The following is a 16,812-nucleotide window of genomic DNA, read 5'->3' as shown; positions in this document are numbered from 1 at the left end:
GCGGTTTTCCGGTTCCGTCAGGTAATTTTGGGCCGACGTTACCTTCGTGCCCGCTTCATCTTCCAGTTTTTCTTGAGTTTCACCGGCAATTCGCCCACCGATTGAAAAGGGGGTGGGTGGCAAATTCCCCCCACCCTTTGACTAATTCCTTGTCACGACGGCGTATATCTTTGAAGTATCCGACAGGGTCGATGGAATCTGTCAGAGCGGCGACCACATCAAGGATGACGAACCACCTCTCGTTGTTGTGCAGTGTTCGTCTGATTTGTTTGTCCTTGAAGACTACGAGTTTTGATTCCATTACGGCCTCTTTCGTACTCGCCGTATCAATAAGAGGCCGCAACCAAAGCCTTTAGCTGGGCCGATTCCAGTAAAAAGACATTTGGTGAAGAGTTCTGGATCTGTAACAGTTAACATACCGTTCATTTCCACGGTGCTGAAGGAAATAGGTCGGCACCCTTTTCCTTTGAAGAATTTATGTTGACGATAACCATCAACGCGAAGATGCTCTTGCTGAACAAGAAAACCGTTGGCATCAGCACGCTCCATGAGCCATCGGCTCCCATGTTCCTGCACAATATCAGGAAGTAGTATTGACTCACCGCGGTCTTTTTGTATTCGTTTTGCATCCATGATCACATCGTGCCGGTGCTGTCGGCCATCGACATCCCGTTTGGACCGAATTGGATTTACACAAAGAGTGAAGCTCAGCCTATGCCCTAGTTCCAGCTTTGGACGGTATTTTTTGGGTACCACATCCCACATACCGCCAGGATCTTGGGGTTCACGCTCTGAGACGGTATAAAATGTTGGCCACCCGCTCACCGATTCGTGGCGATAAAGGAAGTCCCGCGGTTGATCAGGCTGATCGGGAAAAAGGTTCCAAACGAGTTTATGAATCTGATATGCATCGCCCTTGGTCATCACGGCTAGGTCACGCGGTTGAATATCCCGGCGTAAACGAATCAGGCTGAAGTACATGAAGCGTCCTCCTTGTGAAAAAATCCGCAATTCTCCTTACGTTCGTTAAATTGCCATCGCTTCCGGGAGCGAAGAGCATCGCGTCTAACTATTGTTTGACTTTGTGCAATTCCACCCTCCAAACCATCTTCCCAATAGATGAGAACCGGACTCTTGGCCGTGATTTCCCGTAAAGCCACGTTCTCAATACCTGACAATGCCTCGTGGAGACTTGTCGCTTGAATAATGAGAGGGTGAATGGGTAAGGCTAGGGGACAAGATTTCCGGCCAAGATAAAGGGTGAAAACGGGTTTTTGCAGTGCAGTCGCCAATTCTGCGATAGAGTGCAGCGAATCTTCAACCATGCAGATCACTATTGTATAGGCAGCATCGCAACGATAGTCCCGACTTGAAAGTATTGTGTTTTGGTCGTTTCCTGCAAGTTCAGATCTGCGAGTATAATGGGTTACACCGCGCTTTGCCGAGGGGACCTGCGTGGTGTGGTAGTCCCTGAGGAGCAGGCCTATAGAATCCACGCGCACGGCAAACAAACAACTGTTTGCCAGTTTTATATGTCGATCTTCTTCATCCCGACGGATGCCGAGAGCGGCAGCCAAAAGCCCGACAATTGCAGATTTGGATGGATGGGCAAAACTGGGCCGATATTCCCCGACGGCAATATCCCCCCAGGCCGCCATGGGGCCATAGAGCTGAAACACAAGAAAATCATGCATGGCCTTTCTCCGTCAAAAAGGTCATTATGTCGTCGATGCTACCGGAACCTGTTTCTGCATTCATCACCTTGTGGGCGTCGGCACATGGTCCATAGATTTTTTCCATGTTCATGCGTTTGGTTTCAATTTCAGAAATTGCTTTGGCAAGAATATCTTCGCCGCGTACAGGCTTTAGAAAAGCAACGGAAAGAGAGCGAGGTTGCTGTTCTCCTTTTTCCGCAAGCACATAGGAGGCATAGGCTCGAGATGCGAAGCTGTTCTGCTTACCGGTTGGCCCGACCTTAACTGCGGCTTCGACTAAAGCCTTAAGGGTTTTATCGGCCAAACCCTCATCGTCCCCAAGATTCTCGATCAACAAATCACGATTGATACAAATATACAGATAGAATAGCCCTGCTGCGAATTCGGTTTCGCCAATATGGGCAGCTCCACGGTCTTCTTCGCCACGGTTCAAATCATCGACAGCAGTAAAATAGTCATCTTCCACAGCCACTTCATGGACAGTGATGGCATGGGCAACCTGTATGGCAGCTTCGGGATCATGCGTTACCTTCGTAACCTCTTTACCTGTCAACATTCTGCCGAACATTGATATGTCAGCATCATGTCGTTTTGCGACGAGGTTTTTGAGATCATCTGCTTCGACTTTGCCTTCACGGGCAATTTTGTCAGTCAATGCAGTAAGCGCATTTATTTCAGATCGATTAAAATGTATGAGCTGAGAAGATTCCAGCTCTTTGAGAGAGTTATTCTTGTCAGCACTTTCGGTTGCTCCAAAAAAGCTCACAATTTTCTTTCCAAGTTCAATCGCACTGGCTTCTGAAACGCCTTTAGAACAGAGCTGTTTGTAAATTTCGATTCCCATCTTCTTTGTTCTCGTCCCGATATGTTCTCCGAGTGCAGATTCAAACAGATCGGATGTTCGCCAAGCTCGCTTGAGGCTTTGAGAGGAAATTCGCAAGCGATTTTTACCACCCATAATCGCGGTTTTGGGACGGCCAAGATCATCACGATTCAAGTTTGAGGGAGGATACGAGGTCAACAAATGCAGTTGGATAAAAGTGCTCATGATTATTTCTCCTTGGGTGTTTGATTGGTTATTTTTCGGACGGAGCTTTAGAATAGTAGTCGAAGGCCCATTGCTTTCGAGATCGATCATTCCAGAAATAAACACTCTGGATTAAACTGGCTAAATTGACTCTTTTATCAATGAGCACAATGACGCGTCCCAAGGCAGGAAACAGGGCTTCTTGATCCTTGATTTTCAGAAGTCTACGAAACCGTAACCCACTCACCCTCGCTGAATCGTCTGCTTTGCCCGAGGCCATTTGTTCAGCAATAGTCCCATCCGTGGTGTTGGATTTGACACGCGCAGCCAGTCCGGCCGCCAGGGCCAAACCATCATCGTGGACTGCTCCATAATGGCAAAGTGCCTGCCGCAAACGATGATAGGCCGGGGTAAAAACAACTTCTGTCAGAGTGGCACAACGGCGAAGTTCTGCCCGGTCGCCCCTTTTCTCGTCGAGCGATTCCCACCAGGCCATAAAGTCTTTTAGCTCTGCCGAGTCCTTGTTAAACCGTAGAATCGAAATACTCATGTTGCCTCCTTGATTACCAACAATCTCAGTTGGCATTGAATAACGATATCATCAACAATTATTTGTCTTTTTTCTTAACTACTTTGCCGGGAGATTTTTGTTTTACCGGCAACTCCAACAACTCTTTGATTTTTTTGCCGTGATTGAACATTCCAAGTTCCTTTCGGGCAACAACTACACGTTTAGGATCAGCATCTTCGATGGGGCCTTCCCAGGCATATGCATCAAATGACGCGATTGACTGGACACAAAGTGCCTGGTGCCAAGTCTGTCGTATTGTCATAGTGTTGGCTCCTGATCCGATGCCCATACACAGATTTTTCAAAGCATCATAAAAGGCCTGTTCTGTTTGCATCCAGAAACCAGCATCTACAAAACTTATATCCCCTTTGGCATCGCCTGGTCTGTGAAACCATGCTTTTTTTACGGCACTACGCGTGTTATTGGCGACTTCTGATGCGGCCTTGACCATTCCTGCGACATAATTTTCAAACTCGCACCGATACGCTGGATCGACTTGAAGAAGAGGCATAGTGGATTCGTACCAGCACCGGGCTTTCATGTTATCCATGTCGTAGCCAAAGGCCCAAAGACGAAACTGCCATGAATTCCTAGCACGTTCGATAAACTCATGAACTATGCGTGCAGGCATTCTGTTTGCGACTGAATCTTGCTGAACAAGACCGAGCCAATGCCGGTAACAAATTCCCCCTGGTTGGGCATGAACTGGCAAAATGTTAGTTTCTCCCTTTGCAGTTTTTTCGTAGTATGGTGTTAGGGGATGAAGCCATGTCCCACCATAACTTTCTCCTCCAGGGACTTCTTTATAGGTGCTGATGAGTGTAGTCGAATTTCCCCCACATATATCGCAGTTCCCTGAAGACGGATTTTCAACATTTAATCTTATTCTTCTGGGCATTGCCCAAAACATGGTTACTGGATGAGCAAGATCTGGGGTAGTGTATTCCCCATAGAATTCAGATCCTTTTTTTCGTCTTCCTTTTCTGGTTTCCCCTAGCCATGGAAACATGGCTTTCCCTAACGGCAACTCTGGATTCCCACAAATTTCAAGGAAGTTCTTTTGCTCTAGAACATTCAAATATATTAGCTGCCACAGTGTAGCATGCGTTTTATCCCCAAGGATTAGCGTTGAAAGAGGTCCCCCGCCACGTAAAGAAGTCATATAGCCAGGTCCGCCAGATGGTGAATTTGTTTGATATGCAAAAAGGGCGATAGAGCAACAACTCGGACACATCGCAAGCGAAGAATTTCGCTTTATAAAGTGGTCAATATTCAATTCTTTAGTGTGAGCGCCTGGTGACTCAATTAACAACCCCTCTACGCCACCTTCCTCAGCATTGAATATTTCAAAATCCTGCATGAATCTCGGCCCATTGCCCCCTAGTTCAAAAGCAACATGCACCGTCGAAAATACAGACTTAAGCTCCTCTGGTGATGGTGGCTCCTTTAGTTTTTTTCGCCATTCAGCATTATTCCTGGGAGCCGCAACGGTCTGGACCAGACCAATCAGGAATTGAATCAGCGCACCATTGAAATCAGCTCGCGGGGCATTCAGCGACACAATGGGATTTTCCACGAAACGACCAGTCACTTGCCAAGGGGCAATCATCTCGGGTGTTCCATCTTGTCGAGTCACAGGTATCCAAAACTCATCAAGCAGATTGAATTGCATCACTCCTCCTTTGGGGTAACCATCACCCCGGTCACAGGATCATAATCAATGATTACGGTAGCATTTTTATTGTTCAGAGCCCAACCTTGCCAGCAGCCGCCTTCTCCTTGCGACAAAGGTACCAGAACCGACCACTTTCCTTTGTCCGGCAATTTTTCCTTTAGTTGAGCTACAGCTTTGGCCAATGCCGGATCTTCATTTTCCGCCTCGGCATCAACTAGAGAACTGCGCAGACTTACCTGGCTCATATCCCAAGGGAATTGTCCATCCGTATACCATGGTCGCAACGTGCATCCGTCCCAACGAGCAAGACGAACTGTTGAATCCATTGCCCCAAGACGAGTCGGGGTTTTCATGTCTTCCCGCCATTGACTGATGGTGGCGGAATATCCTTCATCCAGCTTGAGCATATTGATATGGGCCAGCGATTTGTCAGCCTGCTGCTGCGCTTCTGCATTGTTGTCTCGTTTACGCAACGATTCTGGTATATTATCCGCCTGGTCTGAAAAAGCCGCTTCAATCAGTAGACGGGCATCGTTAGGCATGCGCAATTCGCCTCGCTCTACAAAAAGGTGAGCGGTAAGCCAGAGGCGTCCGTGACTTGGATAAACGAACGCGGCTTTGGGAAATGCAGCCTTATACCAGTCACCCAAGACATTTTGAGCTGGAAACGGCCCATGGATAACGAGATAGCCAGCTTCGCGTCGATCCTCACCGGTGGTGAGAGGATTGCCGCACTCGTCTCGTTGATGTCTATGCAGTCGTCCTGCACGCTGAATCAATAAATCCATTGGGGCAAGATCGGAAATCATGAGGTCAAAATCCAAATCAAGGGACTGTTCAACAACCTGGGTGGCAACAAGTACCTTGCCACTTCGCTCTAAAGCACCACTTTTCTTGCCAAAAGTCGAAAGGACAGATTGTTCAATTTTCAATCTATCACCCATGGCAAAACGAGCGTGGAAAATCATCAGCTTATCGGCCGGAATATGGTCCTTTAGTCGGGCATATCCTTCCAAAGCATCATGGACTGTATTTCTGATCCAACAGACACATTGCCCACGATCTGAAGCGTCACGAATCAATCTTTCAACCTCCCCGCAATCACTAACAATTTTGACGACCACAAAGCACCTGCGTTGTGGAGTGGCATCAATACCTGTCTCCGTAAGCCCCGCTTGGGCACTATAGGCGGTGCAAAGCGGGTAATCTTCTTTCACGAGAAATGGTGCTGATTCACCACGGCCACGCGCAAAGGCGTGCAGCAATTCCTGCTTGGTATGCTGCGGCAAGGTTGCTGAAAGGAGAATGGCACTGCCTCCAAGGGTTGCATGAAATGTCAGCATGCTTTGAAGCAGTTTGTTCATGTATGGGTCATAGGCATGGACCTCGTCAACGATCAAAACATGTCCCACTAGGCCAAAGAGCCGCAGTGACTGAAACCGAGTAGGAAGGATCGCTAAAAGCGCCTGATCTATGGTCCCAACGCCAACATCAGCCAGGAGTGCCTTCTTGCGATTGTCTGCAAGCCAAGCCGAACATTGCGTTGTAGCTGCCTCATCATCTGCTGTATATCGTTTTGGATCAGCTACCGAAGCCATGAATGATTCCGAAAGATGCCGAGCAGCATGGGTCAATATCAATGAGGGATTTTCTTCGTCCGTATAAAGCAAATGGTACATCTGCATTAAGCGTTCATACATGGCATTCGATGTGGCCATTGTCGGCAGAGCGATAAAAATTCCTTGGCCAAGATTTGCTGACATCAAGGCCCCGCCAAGCGTTATGGCGGCTTCGGTTTTCCCGGACCCGGTGACGTCCTCCAGAATGAAAAGCTGAGGATCAAAAGCAAGAGGACATTCTGCAATATGCTTTTGGAGGGGAGTTAGTTTTGTGAAACCTGGATAAAATCGTGCAAAAGAAGGTTCCTCTGTTGTTGCTTTCGGTCTGCCGAGACCTGATGCCAGCAAGGCTCGTTGTGCCTGCGGCAAGGCATGGCTTTGCCAGTAGGTAGGCAACGCTATTGCCTTAGATTGAAGCGTGAACCAGGAATTGTTCGAACCGATCCAGTCGCAGAGCACGACAAAACCAGCAATCAGCCATGACGAACGAGTAATGGATTCTTCAAGGTCAGACGGATGCGGGAAATTTACCTCCTGGGTTGGTGATGGAAACAATTCCCCGAGAGCTTTGAGATACTTTTGGGCGGCATCAATATCATCTTCTGTGAAATAGCTTTTAGAAAACAAAGGAATACCATTTGAACCTTTCAGGGTCGGCGGTGTACCATGGTGCCCGGTAAAAGATTTCAGGAGACTTTCAAAGAGATCCTGCCAATCTTCTAGGTCTTGACCGATTTCGGGAAACAGTGATGTATTCTCGGTAGTCAGGGTGTCCCACAAGTGTTCTTTCCAAAGCAGGTATCCCAGACTATCGTGCCGGACAGAGTAAGCCTTTGAACTTGTTTTTCCCTGCAATGCCTCCAACAAGTCTGGACGCAGATTCTGAAAGCTTTCGGAAAATTTCCCAATATCATGAAGCGCCAGAAACAATGTCAACCAACGAACGCAGAGCTGTTCTTCAAGGCCCATTGCGCCAGCTAACCGTTTTCTGATAAATTCGTTGCGTGTGAGTAGAACTTGCCCTACCGCAGCCACGTCCAAACAATGATATAGCAAAAGGTGGTAATTGCTGCCCTCCTTCTCAGCTTTCCCCCAATATTTGTAGTACATCCTCGTTTCTTCGACTTCTCCTTCGATAGGAAAAGAAAAATTGTATAAGTCATGTTCATTCTCGTGCAGCAAATTCAAAACCAATCCAAACAACAAATCCTTCTGCCGTGGATCACTCTCGGCAATCAACAGAGCCAAAGTTACAAGTCCGTTATGGTTCATTCCCGATTTTTCAAGTAACCCGTTCTCCTCGAGAAACAGTAGAAACAAAAAAGAGCCAATCCGTTTATTGCCGTCGGAAAACGGATGGTCCTTGATAACGAAGTAAAGAAGACAGGCGGCCTTTTCTTCGACATTTGGATAGAGGTCCTTGCCGTCAAAGGTCTGGCTGATATTGCCGAGGATCCCCTGAAGCTGATGTGCACGCTCCAGCCCGAACAAGTCGCCGGCTTCGCCGCGTTTGGTCAGTTCAGTCTTCAATGTGGCTATAGCCCTTTTTGCCTTCTCGTAATCAAGAGATTTACGCGAGGGGTGTGTTGGTTTGGGCCTTCCAAGACTGTCCTCATCGTATTGCAGGAGAAGGGTCCAGGTCCTTGCAAACCGGTTAACCACCATCTCTATCTTGGCTGATTCGTCATCTGGTTGGTTCATTTTCTTTTCATTTCCTGGTGATATTTTGATTATGATCGACCTTCACCATAACACCCTCACCATGTCAGGCGGTGTCATACAAACAATATATTTTGTCATCCTTTCGATTTCTTCATGAACAAGAGTTTTAAGTTCCGGCAGTTCAAGCACTTCGATATCGGCACCGTGGCCGAGGATGGTTTTGATCAGTTCGCGGAAATCGGCGACCGGAAAATGCAGGGTGAGGCTGCCGCCCGGTTTGGGCGTTGACCGCTCCCGTGGATGCCAGATCTGTTCATTTACCCAGGCGGCGATCTTCGGGGCAAAGTGCAGCCCAACTTCGCTTGAGGTATTGCCCTGCATAATGCCAAAGTGTTTTCTGGTGTATTCCTTGAGTTCATGGAAATTGCCGGGTATGACCAGGTTCTCGGTGACGAAGCTGATTGTTTGGATTCGGGAAAGGGCGAAATTTCGCAGCTGCATTCTGGTTCCACACCAAGCAATGAGATGCCAACTGCCCATATAGTGCATCAGATGCAAAGGGTGAATGATTCTGGCGGTGGTGGTATCGGTGTGGGGCGAATGATAGATTATGTTTAGGGAAGTTCCAGCAAAAAGAGCTTTAACCGATTGTCGAAAAATATCTCTGTCGACCTGAGAATATTCAATATTTTTGACCGAGATTTTTTCACTGATCTGTTCCAGGCATGTTATGGATTTGTCTCCGGTTATGATCGGTATCCGGTCAATCAGACGGCAGAGCTGATCCTTTAAGGCTTGATCGGGGATAGTCGAGGCCAGGATATTGGATTCGCTGATCCACAGGGACGGTAATTCATAGGAGTCGTCGGTATAGTAGTAACCGCGATGTCGGTGGTTATACTTTAGCGGTGCATCAAGCCTGTCGCGGATAAATTCAATATCTCTCTGAGCGGTTCGACCGGAGAGTTCAAAGGTTTCTGCAAGATTATTGGCATTAGGAAACCTTCCGGCCTTTATTTGGCCATGAAAACATAAAAAACGCCCATACTTCAACCGGACGGACATAGGTCTCCACGACACAGGGTTGCCAAGGATGTTCCATTTGCTAACAAAAAGTGACAGTTTTAAGCTAGTGTTTTTGTTGTCAAGTTGAGTGATTTTCATCACCTAACATTTTGATAGCTCTGTTTCAATGAATATCGTGCAATGAAACAAAAAAGAGAATGAAGGTTTAATGCAGAATATCATATTATCAATGATAATAAGAGAATTGTGGGTGGCTTATTCTATCCCGTCTTTTCGTAAATTCAGAGCCCAGATTTACTTCCATTAAATATTGACCGACAACAATACCGGCAACATGACCTTGGAGGTATATCTAGAAATTTCGATATTTTCAAAAAAATCTTACAAAGATTATCAGTATTCCCTTGTTGTTTTAATTCATTTTTGAGTATATGCAATAAAATACAGTCGGTTTGTTCCGAGAATTTCGCTATATAGGCCCGAAAATGTGTCGCGAAACACGGCAACGGTACGGCCACGCACACCGACTGCCGCAAAAGGGTACCCCACCCACCCACCCAATCAAATAGACATATTGACAGACCGGAAACCTCTTCCAGGCTTGAGAAGAGCGATAGCACAAAGCTATTTGTCACTCTTCCCAGGACGACAAAGCACCCAGCAGAGCACCTCCACAGGATATCGTATCCTGCGTGAGTGCCAATATAAGTGCATGTTATGATAACATAATACCAGCACTAGTCTATTCAATGACACCTAATCAGTGACACTCGCGCTGTTTTCCCCTGGTTCTTCGTCCGGATATTCGACCACTTCAAAGCCCGTGATAGTGTCATTGTCGCCGAACCCAGAATCCAGCGCTTTGCGGGCAATTTCCAAACGGGTTATCCTTGCCAACAATCCATCGATTATCTTATCGAAATCCTTCACTTTTTTACGCCTGGTCTCGGCTGGAAAAGAGATCCCTGCATTCTGGCCAGAATTCGAAATACTCTCTTCAATCAATAGCTTACCTGCTTGCTCAGCTTCCGCCTTCAATGCCCTTTCCAGCCTAATTCGACAGAGCTTCAACTCATCATCGACCGAACCGAGCTGTAAAGACTGAAAGCGTTCAGACTCGGCTGCGCTCAAGTGCCGGGTGTAAATGCCATGAACCTCAGCATTCTTCGAGCCAAGGGGCGGGCCCGTGCTGAGACCACCGTGCAGTCTGCACCGTGCCTTTCCTTTCATTGGCGGTTTACGACATGGTTCTCCTGAGCGTTTTTTAGCTCCGCATAACTCTTTCATTTTAATAGAACTCCTTTTTTCATACGGTCATATTGAGAAAATTTTATCATCGCGAAGAGAGGCGTAGAAGCCTCTCCACCTCAAAACCACCTGACTCCGGCAAGAGGTACGTTCAATGCTCCTGCACCATCCCTATTGCCGGTACTCTTTTTCCAACCTCTAATTGACCATAGCTGACTCCTCGGCCATCACCTCTTGGAAAAGATCCCTGGCCATCGTGAAATTGACCGCCAAGTGTTCGTCGGGGGTATTGGCATAAGGATTGAGGTGTATTGGCCGATCCTCACCCTCTCGGAGAAACCAGAGCATACACGCATCATCATAGTAGGTCTTGCCGTCGCCCAGCCTCCCGTTGTGCATCGCCCTGATTAGGTCCTCTTTGGTTATTAGCCGGGCAATGGCCTCGATCAGCGTCACGGCGTGATATCTACTGAATGCCTTGCATTCACAAAACATTGGCACCCGGCCGCACTTGGGACACTTCCTAATCTTCATCAGAGACGAAAGAAGACGTGATTGTGCGGAGAGGTTTTTCGGAATGTCTATCTGATTGGCCTGTTCGGTTGCGGGTTTACTATTCATAACTGCTCCTGTGGGCTGTACTTCCCCGTCATAGGGAATACGATAATTTGCTGTCTGGATAAATTTGCCAAATTCGTCGGTGTAGGTGCCCTCACCGTCCATGCATCCCTGAACCCGAAAATCTTCAATCAGGTCCTGCACTGACTCGAAGACCTTCTGAGATTTCGGGCTGTAGTTATGCTGGGCCGGATCCAACAATGGTAGCATGCTGCCGAATGGTATCTTGCCGAGAGTTTCCTGATAATCAACTATCTCATCGAGCAATTCGCGGATCTGGTCCTCATATGCCTGTTTCTGGTACACAGTGGCTGCTTTGAAGTGTTCGAGCAGGTCCTGGTATGTCCTTTGCTTAAACTTGATCATCAATGGCGTCGTACTGAGCATCTGCTGCTCGTCGATGTTGCAGGGGAGACAAAAATCTGCTCCCTGTGGTTCATCTGTTAACCGATCGCCGCAGCGGGCACATACTGCATGGTGTTTCTGTTGATTCATAATTTACCTTTATTGTTAAGATTGTGGACCGGGCTGCCCGAATGACAACCTCGAGCTTTTTTTCGTTAAGATCCTGGATGTTTTAATGCCGCTTTCTATTCGACCTCCTTTTTTTCATGCCACAGCCATAATCACGGGTATCACAGGGTGTCACGGGTAACTTTTGGGTTTTTTAAACTTTCCATGTCAGTCGCATCAGCCAAGGAGTGCATCTGTGCTTGCTTTGGTACTTGGTACCACCTGAATTAAAAATGGCACCAAGCAGGATAACATACTGATACTACATCATAATTTATATTTTCTAAACTCCTGCGCTTCGATCAAAAAACAATCAAAACACAGTCTATCTACCTGAAACTATACATATTTATGAATGTTTTGTGCTTCGATTGCCTTGTTTTTGAAAAAGTTGCCAGCCCCACAGTATACAGATACACTATTACTACTCCCCACTTGCACTACTGCTATGCGACTGTCCTCTATATTGTGTATATATTGTATATATAATAAACAAAGCACAATAGATTAAATAGTATAGCAGTTACAGTAACTTAACCTGTGTTTGGTATTTTTTATTTCAGGTACGGTAGTCGTTGTCATCAAGAATTAATCCTTGTATTTACGGACACTTAACCTGATCTTGGTATTAAGTACTAACGACACACAAAAGCCCTCATCCACGCACAACCACCCAGAGCCCTTGGTTGTATGTACCTCAGCATCAAAATAAGGTGAATGTTTCATCATCTCGTTCCCGTATCCACCTGAGAGGAATCTTGACAAACATGGCCTCCCTGATACTCACGCTATCCCGATCATTCCATTCTGTGGCATTTCGAATCGCCCGGATTTGTGACGGGTTCATCTGACTTCCACCCTCTCTTCGGATCCTGAGCCTGTGACCATTGCATACGAGAGTGGTCATCGACCGCAGGATCGCATTAAACTGTTTATCAGCATTCAGGTTCCTGGCTTCCATGATCCAGTCACCACCTTCCAGGAAATGCATGACCTGACACACAGCAAGCTGTAGTTCTCCGGTGGTCATTAGGTCACAGGGAAAATCTGAGATAATGACGTCGAAGGCGGTCTGCATCAAACTCCTGCCATCCTGCTGCAATCGTTCTTTTGCCGGTGTCATCTTTGCCTGCCCAGGGATGAAGTCTTTACTGATCTCCCTGGACATCAGATATTGGTAGACCGCCATGATATTTCGGTCGTCTCGCATCCACTCCCAAATCTCCCCGTATTCATCGAATGACAGCAATTGCTGCCCGGTTGAATCGACAATAAAGAACCTGCGGTCACCATAAGGAATCTTCAAACAATCTCTGTGGTTGCTGAATCCTATGATATTGCTGTAAACCCGATAAGTGCCGGTCTTACCTCCTTTGAGATTTACGGATAATGTTTCATTGGTAATCAGATCCTTTAACGAATCAGTGACTCTGTACCTGACACCTGTCTCGCCTTCCGGGTCGATTTCCTCGATGCAGGAGAGTTTTTTATTGAAAATCCAGTCGCCCCACTGAGCTCCTGATTTGCCAAGGCCGGTAATGTCGAGTATTTTACCATTTGAAAAATTCTGAGACCCTAACACCCTGCTGACGATTGCCATGATTAACGATTTCCCCAGGCCCACATGAGAAATACAAACTGGCATAATTCCTGATCTCTTCGCAGGATACTGCACTGTAAAAGCAAACCAGTCCTCAATATACCCTCGATGCTCGTGGAATACCGTATCCATGAGCCTGTGCCAGGGTTGAAGTCGTATCTCCAGCTCTTCATCTGGCATAACCGGGGTCAGTTGGAACGGAAACCGGAATGTATTGTAATAGCTTCGACCGTCCACATCGGTATAAATTGATGGTTTTCCTGGTTCGTACCTGAATGCGGAGACCGTCTTTTTTATATTTGAACCCAACCAGTAGAGAGCAGCTGGCTTGATTTGATCTTTCCCCTCCTCATCTTTGTAGTGATGAAAATGACCGGCATGAGCAATGATAAAGGCATCTTTGCACATCATGCCGTCTTTGGGGTCATGGGACCATGTGTCATAGATTTTATTCTCTCCCTGAACAAAGACATACCGACTGAACAGTTCGGTTACATAGTCAACAGAATCATGGTTGCTCTGAGAATGATCTTTTTTATCCTGCGACGATCCCGGAGGAGTCCAGGTTAACTTTTCAAAATTAACTGCCTGGGCAAATCGGGACCGGATTGATTCACCGGTTGGATCCGCCTGCAGCAGATCATTAAAGTCAAGTTTTACTGGTGCCTCTGAGAAGCAGGTGTCATCTGGGGAGACTATAAGAGCAACCCGTCCTGGCCTGCTGTCGGTAAATTTTTTCGCCAGGATGCATGCTGCTTTCTGTCCTGGCATGGATTTCTGCTCTTTCTCATCGTGCTGATCGGAGTCGACCAGAATGTAAATGGTGTTTGTCTTGTCTGGTATAACCAGACCTTTCATGCCAGCTGTAGAGAGTGCCGCCACACCGTTCTTGCCGGTTGCCTGAATGGCAGACAGGGTTGTCTCTATGCCTTCGCCTATGACGATTTCTGTGTGATCACCTTCACGATTGAACCAGATACCTCTGCCCTCACAAGGACCGTGCATTTTTGCGCCGGTCTTCTTGTTTTTTTCCACGTCGATGAAGAGACGCTGAACGGCATAGACGGCAGTATCGTCCAGGGTGGATGCTGCAGCCACGATCAGGTCGACCGTCTCACTTTCCTTGTTGATGTAGTGGTTGAATTTGAAGCATGGCGGCAGGGGATCGATGGTGATCGCCCGACCGGCCAGATACTTCTTTACCGGCTCGAGATCTCTGGTTGCTTTCTTCCAGATATACGAGGGATCCTCTGCCTCTTTCGTTTCAGGGACCGGTGCCGGTGTTTTGGTCCTGGCCGATGCCTGATCGTGAGCATGATCCGGCTTCCACTCAGGGAGCAGACCGTCTGCCCTGAATTGATCCTTGATCGCCTTATAGTCGCAACCAACATGGCAGAAGACTTTTACGTCATCAGGACCGGCATCGGTTACGGACAGGGATGGAGTGCTTTCGCCATGACAAGGACACAAAGTTAAAAAACCATCCCTGTTTTTCTCTTCTTTGCCTTGCCCGTAAAAACGGGCAATTTCTCTGGCTCGGCTCATTTATGCACCCTCCCCTTATCAGCTTCGCAACAACAGCACCTGACAGGAGAAAGGATATAATTTGAGGTTCTTTCATCGTAGACCGATACGAAAAAACCTCGGATATATCCGTGCTTAGGTGAAGGAAGGTCTTGTGTTTTGGTACTTTTTGATCTAAGATGTGGGCAGTTGTTTGAGTTTGGAGCGGTTTTACCCAGGGTGCCAGCCTGAGCGGGTAAAACCGCTTTCTTGTTTGGCATCATTTTACCCCTATCCTCGACTGCAGCCATTTTGAAAGCTGATTTTTCGGATAGACAATCTTCCTACCAAGATAAAAAGCACCTTCCGGACCATTTCCTTTACTGTCCAGGTTTGCGAGGTGGCCGGTGCTGATCGCTCCACCTGTGAACCTCTTCACGTCTGGCCGGGTTAGAAAATCTCCCTGCCATCTGTTCGCCGCCTCCTGAATTGCATCTCGCGCCGCTTGTGCCTGCTCTACTGTGTTCTTCATTTGTTTTACCATTTGCTGCATCGTCTAACCTGCCCTTGCAATGACAGGTAGTTGTGAATCATGATTCCTTCATCTACCATCAGAATACAGCAGTGTTTTCCGGTATGCTCGGTTATTATGCTTAGATATCAGCATGATAGGTGCCATAACCAGTGGACAAGCGAGGGCAAAAGAAAAGCCCTGGCAAGATAAAAAATCTCGTCAGGGCTTACAGTTAGAACTTTGACCACTAAGTAGTCAAAGGGAGTGGTCAATTATTTTTCAGCTACTTTTTGTGTTTTGCACATTTGTCGTAATATGCAGCATATTTCTTCTTTAAAAAAGGAAGAGCTCCGGCATGTAACTTGTATTCTATATTAGGTCCACCAGTATAGAATACATGGGCAACATTAGGGACTTTGGCTTGACAAATCCATCGTTTGCAGGTTTTCCAGTCAGGTCTTGTCGCTCCTGTCGTATTGAGAAAGTCACCCATGATTTTATCTGTAATCAACTTCACGCCAAGGAGATAATCGTCGTCTGTCTCTACTGACAAGTTCGGCTGTTCTGATAGCCGCTCGGTCTGGTCAATAGTAAGAGCCTTTAGTGTATGCTTAATGTTGTTTCGATCCAAAATGGCGACCAACTCACCACATTCAAAACCAATTCTCCCCAGCTGAAGACATTTATCGCTATCCTCATACCCGTTGACGGGTTTTCTCAACGCATCGTCTCCATGGGGTTTTACGTTCAGATAATGCCGATAATAATCTTCATGGAGACGGTCTCCTGTTCCCGTGAAATATGCGAGCAAATCCAGACCTTCTTTTTCGGCGTCATTTGCGGGCACAAAGATTTTTTGCAATTCGTCATGTTTCCACCATTGGACAGGGTCGTCATTATACTGCAACGCTTGGTTTAAAGTTCTTGAAGCAATGCCAAAACTTTTCTTTTTCCCTATTTCGGCCTCAACAGATTCCCAGAAGGTTTTCACCGCATCTGTTGAGAGTTTATTGATGTGTGCGGGGTTCTCGTTAATGTGCAACTCATTGATGTGCGGCCAGTTAAGCGGTTTTTGAAACTCGACACATCCCGCAATATTGGCAACAACACAGTACAGGTTTATAATCTGTTTCATCTTCACCCACAAAGACCCCAGAATAAAAAAGACCGGGCAGGCCGCAGGGTTTACGGCTTTTCGGGGATCAACCTAGCCCGGCTCAGGAGATATTATTGCTTAATGGTTGTTTTATTTAAATCGTCAAGAACTTGTAGCAGCATCTGAAGGTCTTCGCTTAACTCATCCAGTTCTTCCTGTAATAAATCCAGCCTTATCTCAGGACTCTCCTGACACGCCAATTTATCGCGTTCCTCCCTCCAAAACTCTACTCTGTCAGCATGTTGTGCCCGTAAGACTATCACCTTATCCCCATCAGCTATGTCGTTATAAACTTCCTGCATTACCGCCATTCGGCCCGTACAATCTTCCTGACCCAAAGATGTCTCTTTATAATAGTTATTTGT

At 46.9% G+C, this 16,812-nt stretch carries 14 protein-coding genes; all 14 read right to left on the bottom strand.

Annotation, left to right across the window (positions count from 1 at the left end):
• Positions 1 to 79: 79 nt before the first annotated feature.
• The gene (locus FCL47_RS24830) at positions 80 to 301 is read right to left on the bottom strand and encodes a hypothetical protein (protein WP_205747333.1); all 222 of its coding nucleotides are present in this window, start codon (positions 299 to 301) and stop codon (positions 80 to 82) included.
• A complete protein-coding gene (cas6e, locus tag FCL47_RS14635) occupies positions 301 to 981 on the bottom strand; it encodes a type I-E CRISPR-associated protein Cas6/Cse3/CasE (RefSeq protein ID WP_136814263.1) in 681 nt (226 codons plus the stop codon). The genes FCL47_RS24830 and cas6e overlap by 1 nt, the downstream gene beginning before the upstream one ends.
• Positions 966 to 1,694 carry a type I-E CRISPR-associated protein Cas5/CasD gene (gene cas5e / locus FCL47_RS14630; RefSeq protein ID WP_136814262.1) on the bottom strand — a complete coding sequence of 243 codons (729 nt, stop codon included), beginning with the start codon at positions 1,692 to 1,694 and terminating at the stop codon, positions 966 to 968. Before cas5e ends, cas6e begins: the two co-directional genes overlap by 16 nt.
• On the bottom strand, positions 1,687 to 2,763 hold the full coding sequence (gene cas7e / locus FCL47_RS14625) for a type I-E CRISPR-associated protein Cas7/Cse4/CasC (protein ID WP_136814261.1): 1,077 nt from the start codon (positions 2,761 to 2,763) through the stop codon (positions 1,687 to 1,689). Before cas7e ends, cas5e begins: the two co-directional genes overlap by 8 nt.
• A gap of 28 nt (positions 2,764 to 2,791) precedes the next feature.
• Entirely contained in the window at positions 2,792 to 3,292 is a 501-nt protein-coding gene (gene casB / locus FCL47_RS14620) for a type I-E CRISPR-associated protein Cse2/CasB (protein ID WP_167496502.1), read from the bottom strand.
• A gap of 58 nt (positions 3,293 to 3,350) precedes the next feature.
• Entirely contained in the window at positions 3,351 to 4,985 is a 1,635-nt protein-coding gene (casA, locus tag FCL47_RS14615) for a type I-E CRISPR-associated protein Cse1/CasA (RefSeq protein WP_136814259.1), read from the bottom strand.
• Positions 4,985 to 8,308: a CRISPR-associated helicase Cas3' gene (gene cas3, locus FCL47_RS14610; protein ID WP_136814258.1), complete on the bottom strand. Its 3,324-nt coding sequence runs from the start codon at positions 8,306 to 8,308 to the stop codon at positions 4,985 to 4,987. Before cas3 ends, casA begins: the two co-directional genes overlap by 1 nt.
• A 42-nt stretch (positions 8,309 to 8,350) precedes the next feature.
• The gene (locus FCL47_RS14605; RefSeq protein ID WP_136814257.1) at positions 8,351 to 9,334 is read right to left on the bottom strand and encodes a YafY family protein; all 984 of its coding nucleotides are present in this window, start codon (positions 9,332 to 9,334) and stop codon (positions 8,351 to 8,353) included.
• A 717-nt stretch (positions 9,335 to 10,051) separates the two neighbouring features.
• Positions 10,052 to 10,582, bottom strand: a complete 531-nt coding sequence (locus FCL47_RS14600) for an HGGxSTG domain-containing protein (RefSeq protein ID WP_136814256.1) — start codon at positions 10,580 to 10,582, stop codon at positions 10,052 to 10,054.
• A gap of 159 nt (positions 10,583 to 10,741) precedes the next feature.
• The gene (locus FCL47_RS14595) at positions 10,742 to 11,656 is read right to left on the bottom strand and encodes a hypothetical protein (RefSeq protein WP_136814255.1); all 915 of its coding nucleotides are present in this window, start codon (positions 11,654 to 11,656) and stop codon (positions 10,742 to 10,744) included.
• 721 nt (positions 11,657 to 12,377) lie between these two features.
• A complete protein-coding gene (locus tag FCL47_RS14590; RefSeq protein ID WP_136814254.1) occupies positions 12,378 to 14,819 on the bottom strand; it encodes a toprim domain-containing protein in 2,442 nt (813 codons plus the stop codon).
• Positions 14,820 to 15,057: 238 nt separating this feature from the next.
• Positions 15,058 to 15,309 carry a hypothetical protein gene (locus FCL47_RS14585; RefSeq protein ID WP_136814253.1) on the bottom strand — a complete coding sequence of 84 codons (252 nt, stop codon included), beginning with the start codon at positions 15,307 to 15,309 and terminating at the stop codon, positions 15,058 to 15,060.
• Between the two features lie 265 nt (positions 15,310 to 15,574).
• Positions 15,575 to 16,426, bottom strand: a complete 852-nt coding sequence (locus FCL47_RS14580; RefSeq protein WP_136814252.1) for a hypothetical protein — start codon at positions 16,424 to 16,426, stop codon at positions 15,575 to 15,577.
• Between the two features lie 92 nt (positions 16,427 to 16,518).
• Positions 16,519 to 16,785: a hypothetical protein gene (locus FCL47_RS14575; RefSeq protein ID WP_205747332.1), complete on the bottom strand. Its 267-nt coding sequence runs from the start codon at positions 16,783 to 16,785 to the stop codon at positions 16,519 to 16,521.
• Positions 16,786 to 16,812 lie beyond the last annotated feature (27 nt).

This window comes from Desulfopila sp. IMCC35006 (assembly GCF_005116645.1).
Lineage (GTDB): Bacteria > Desulfobacterota > Desulfobulbia > Desulfobulbales > Desulfocapsaceae > Desulforhopalus_A.
This window is presented reverse-complemented; position numbering and strand designations above follow the sequence as displayed.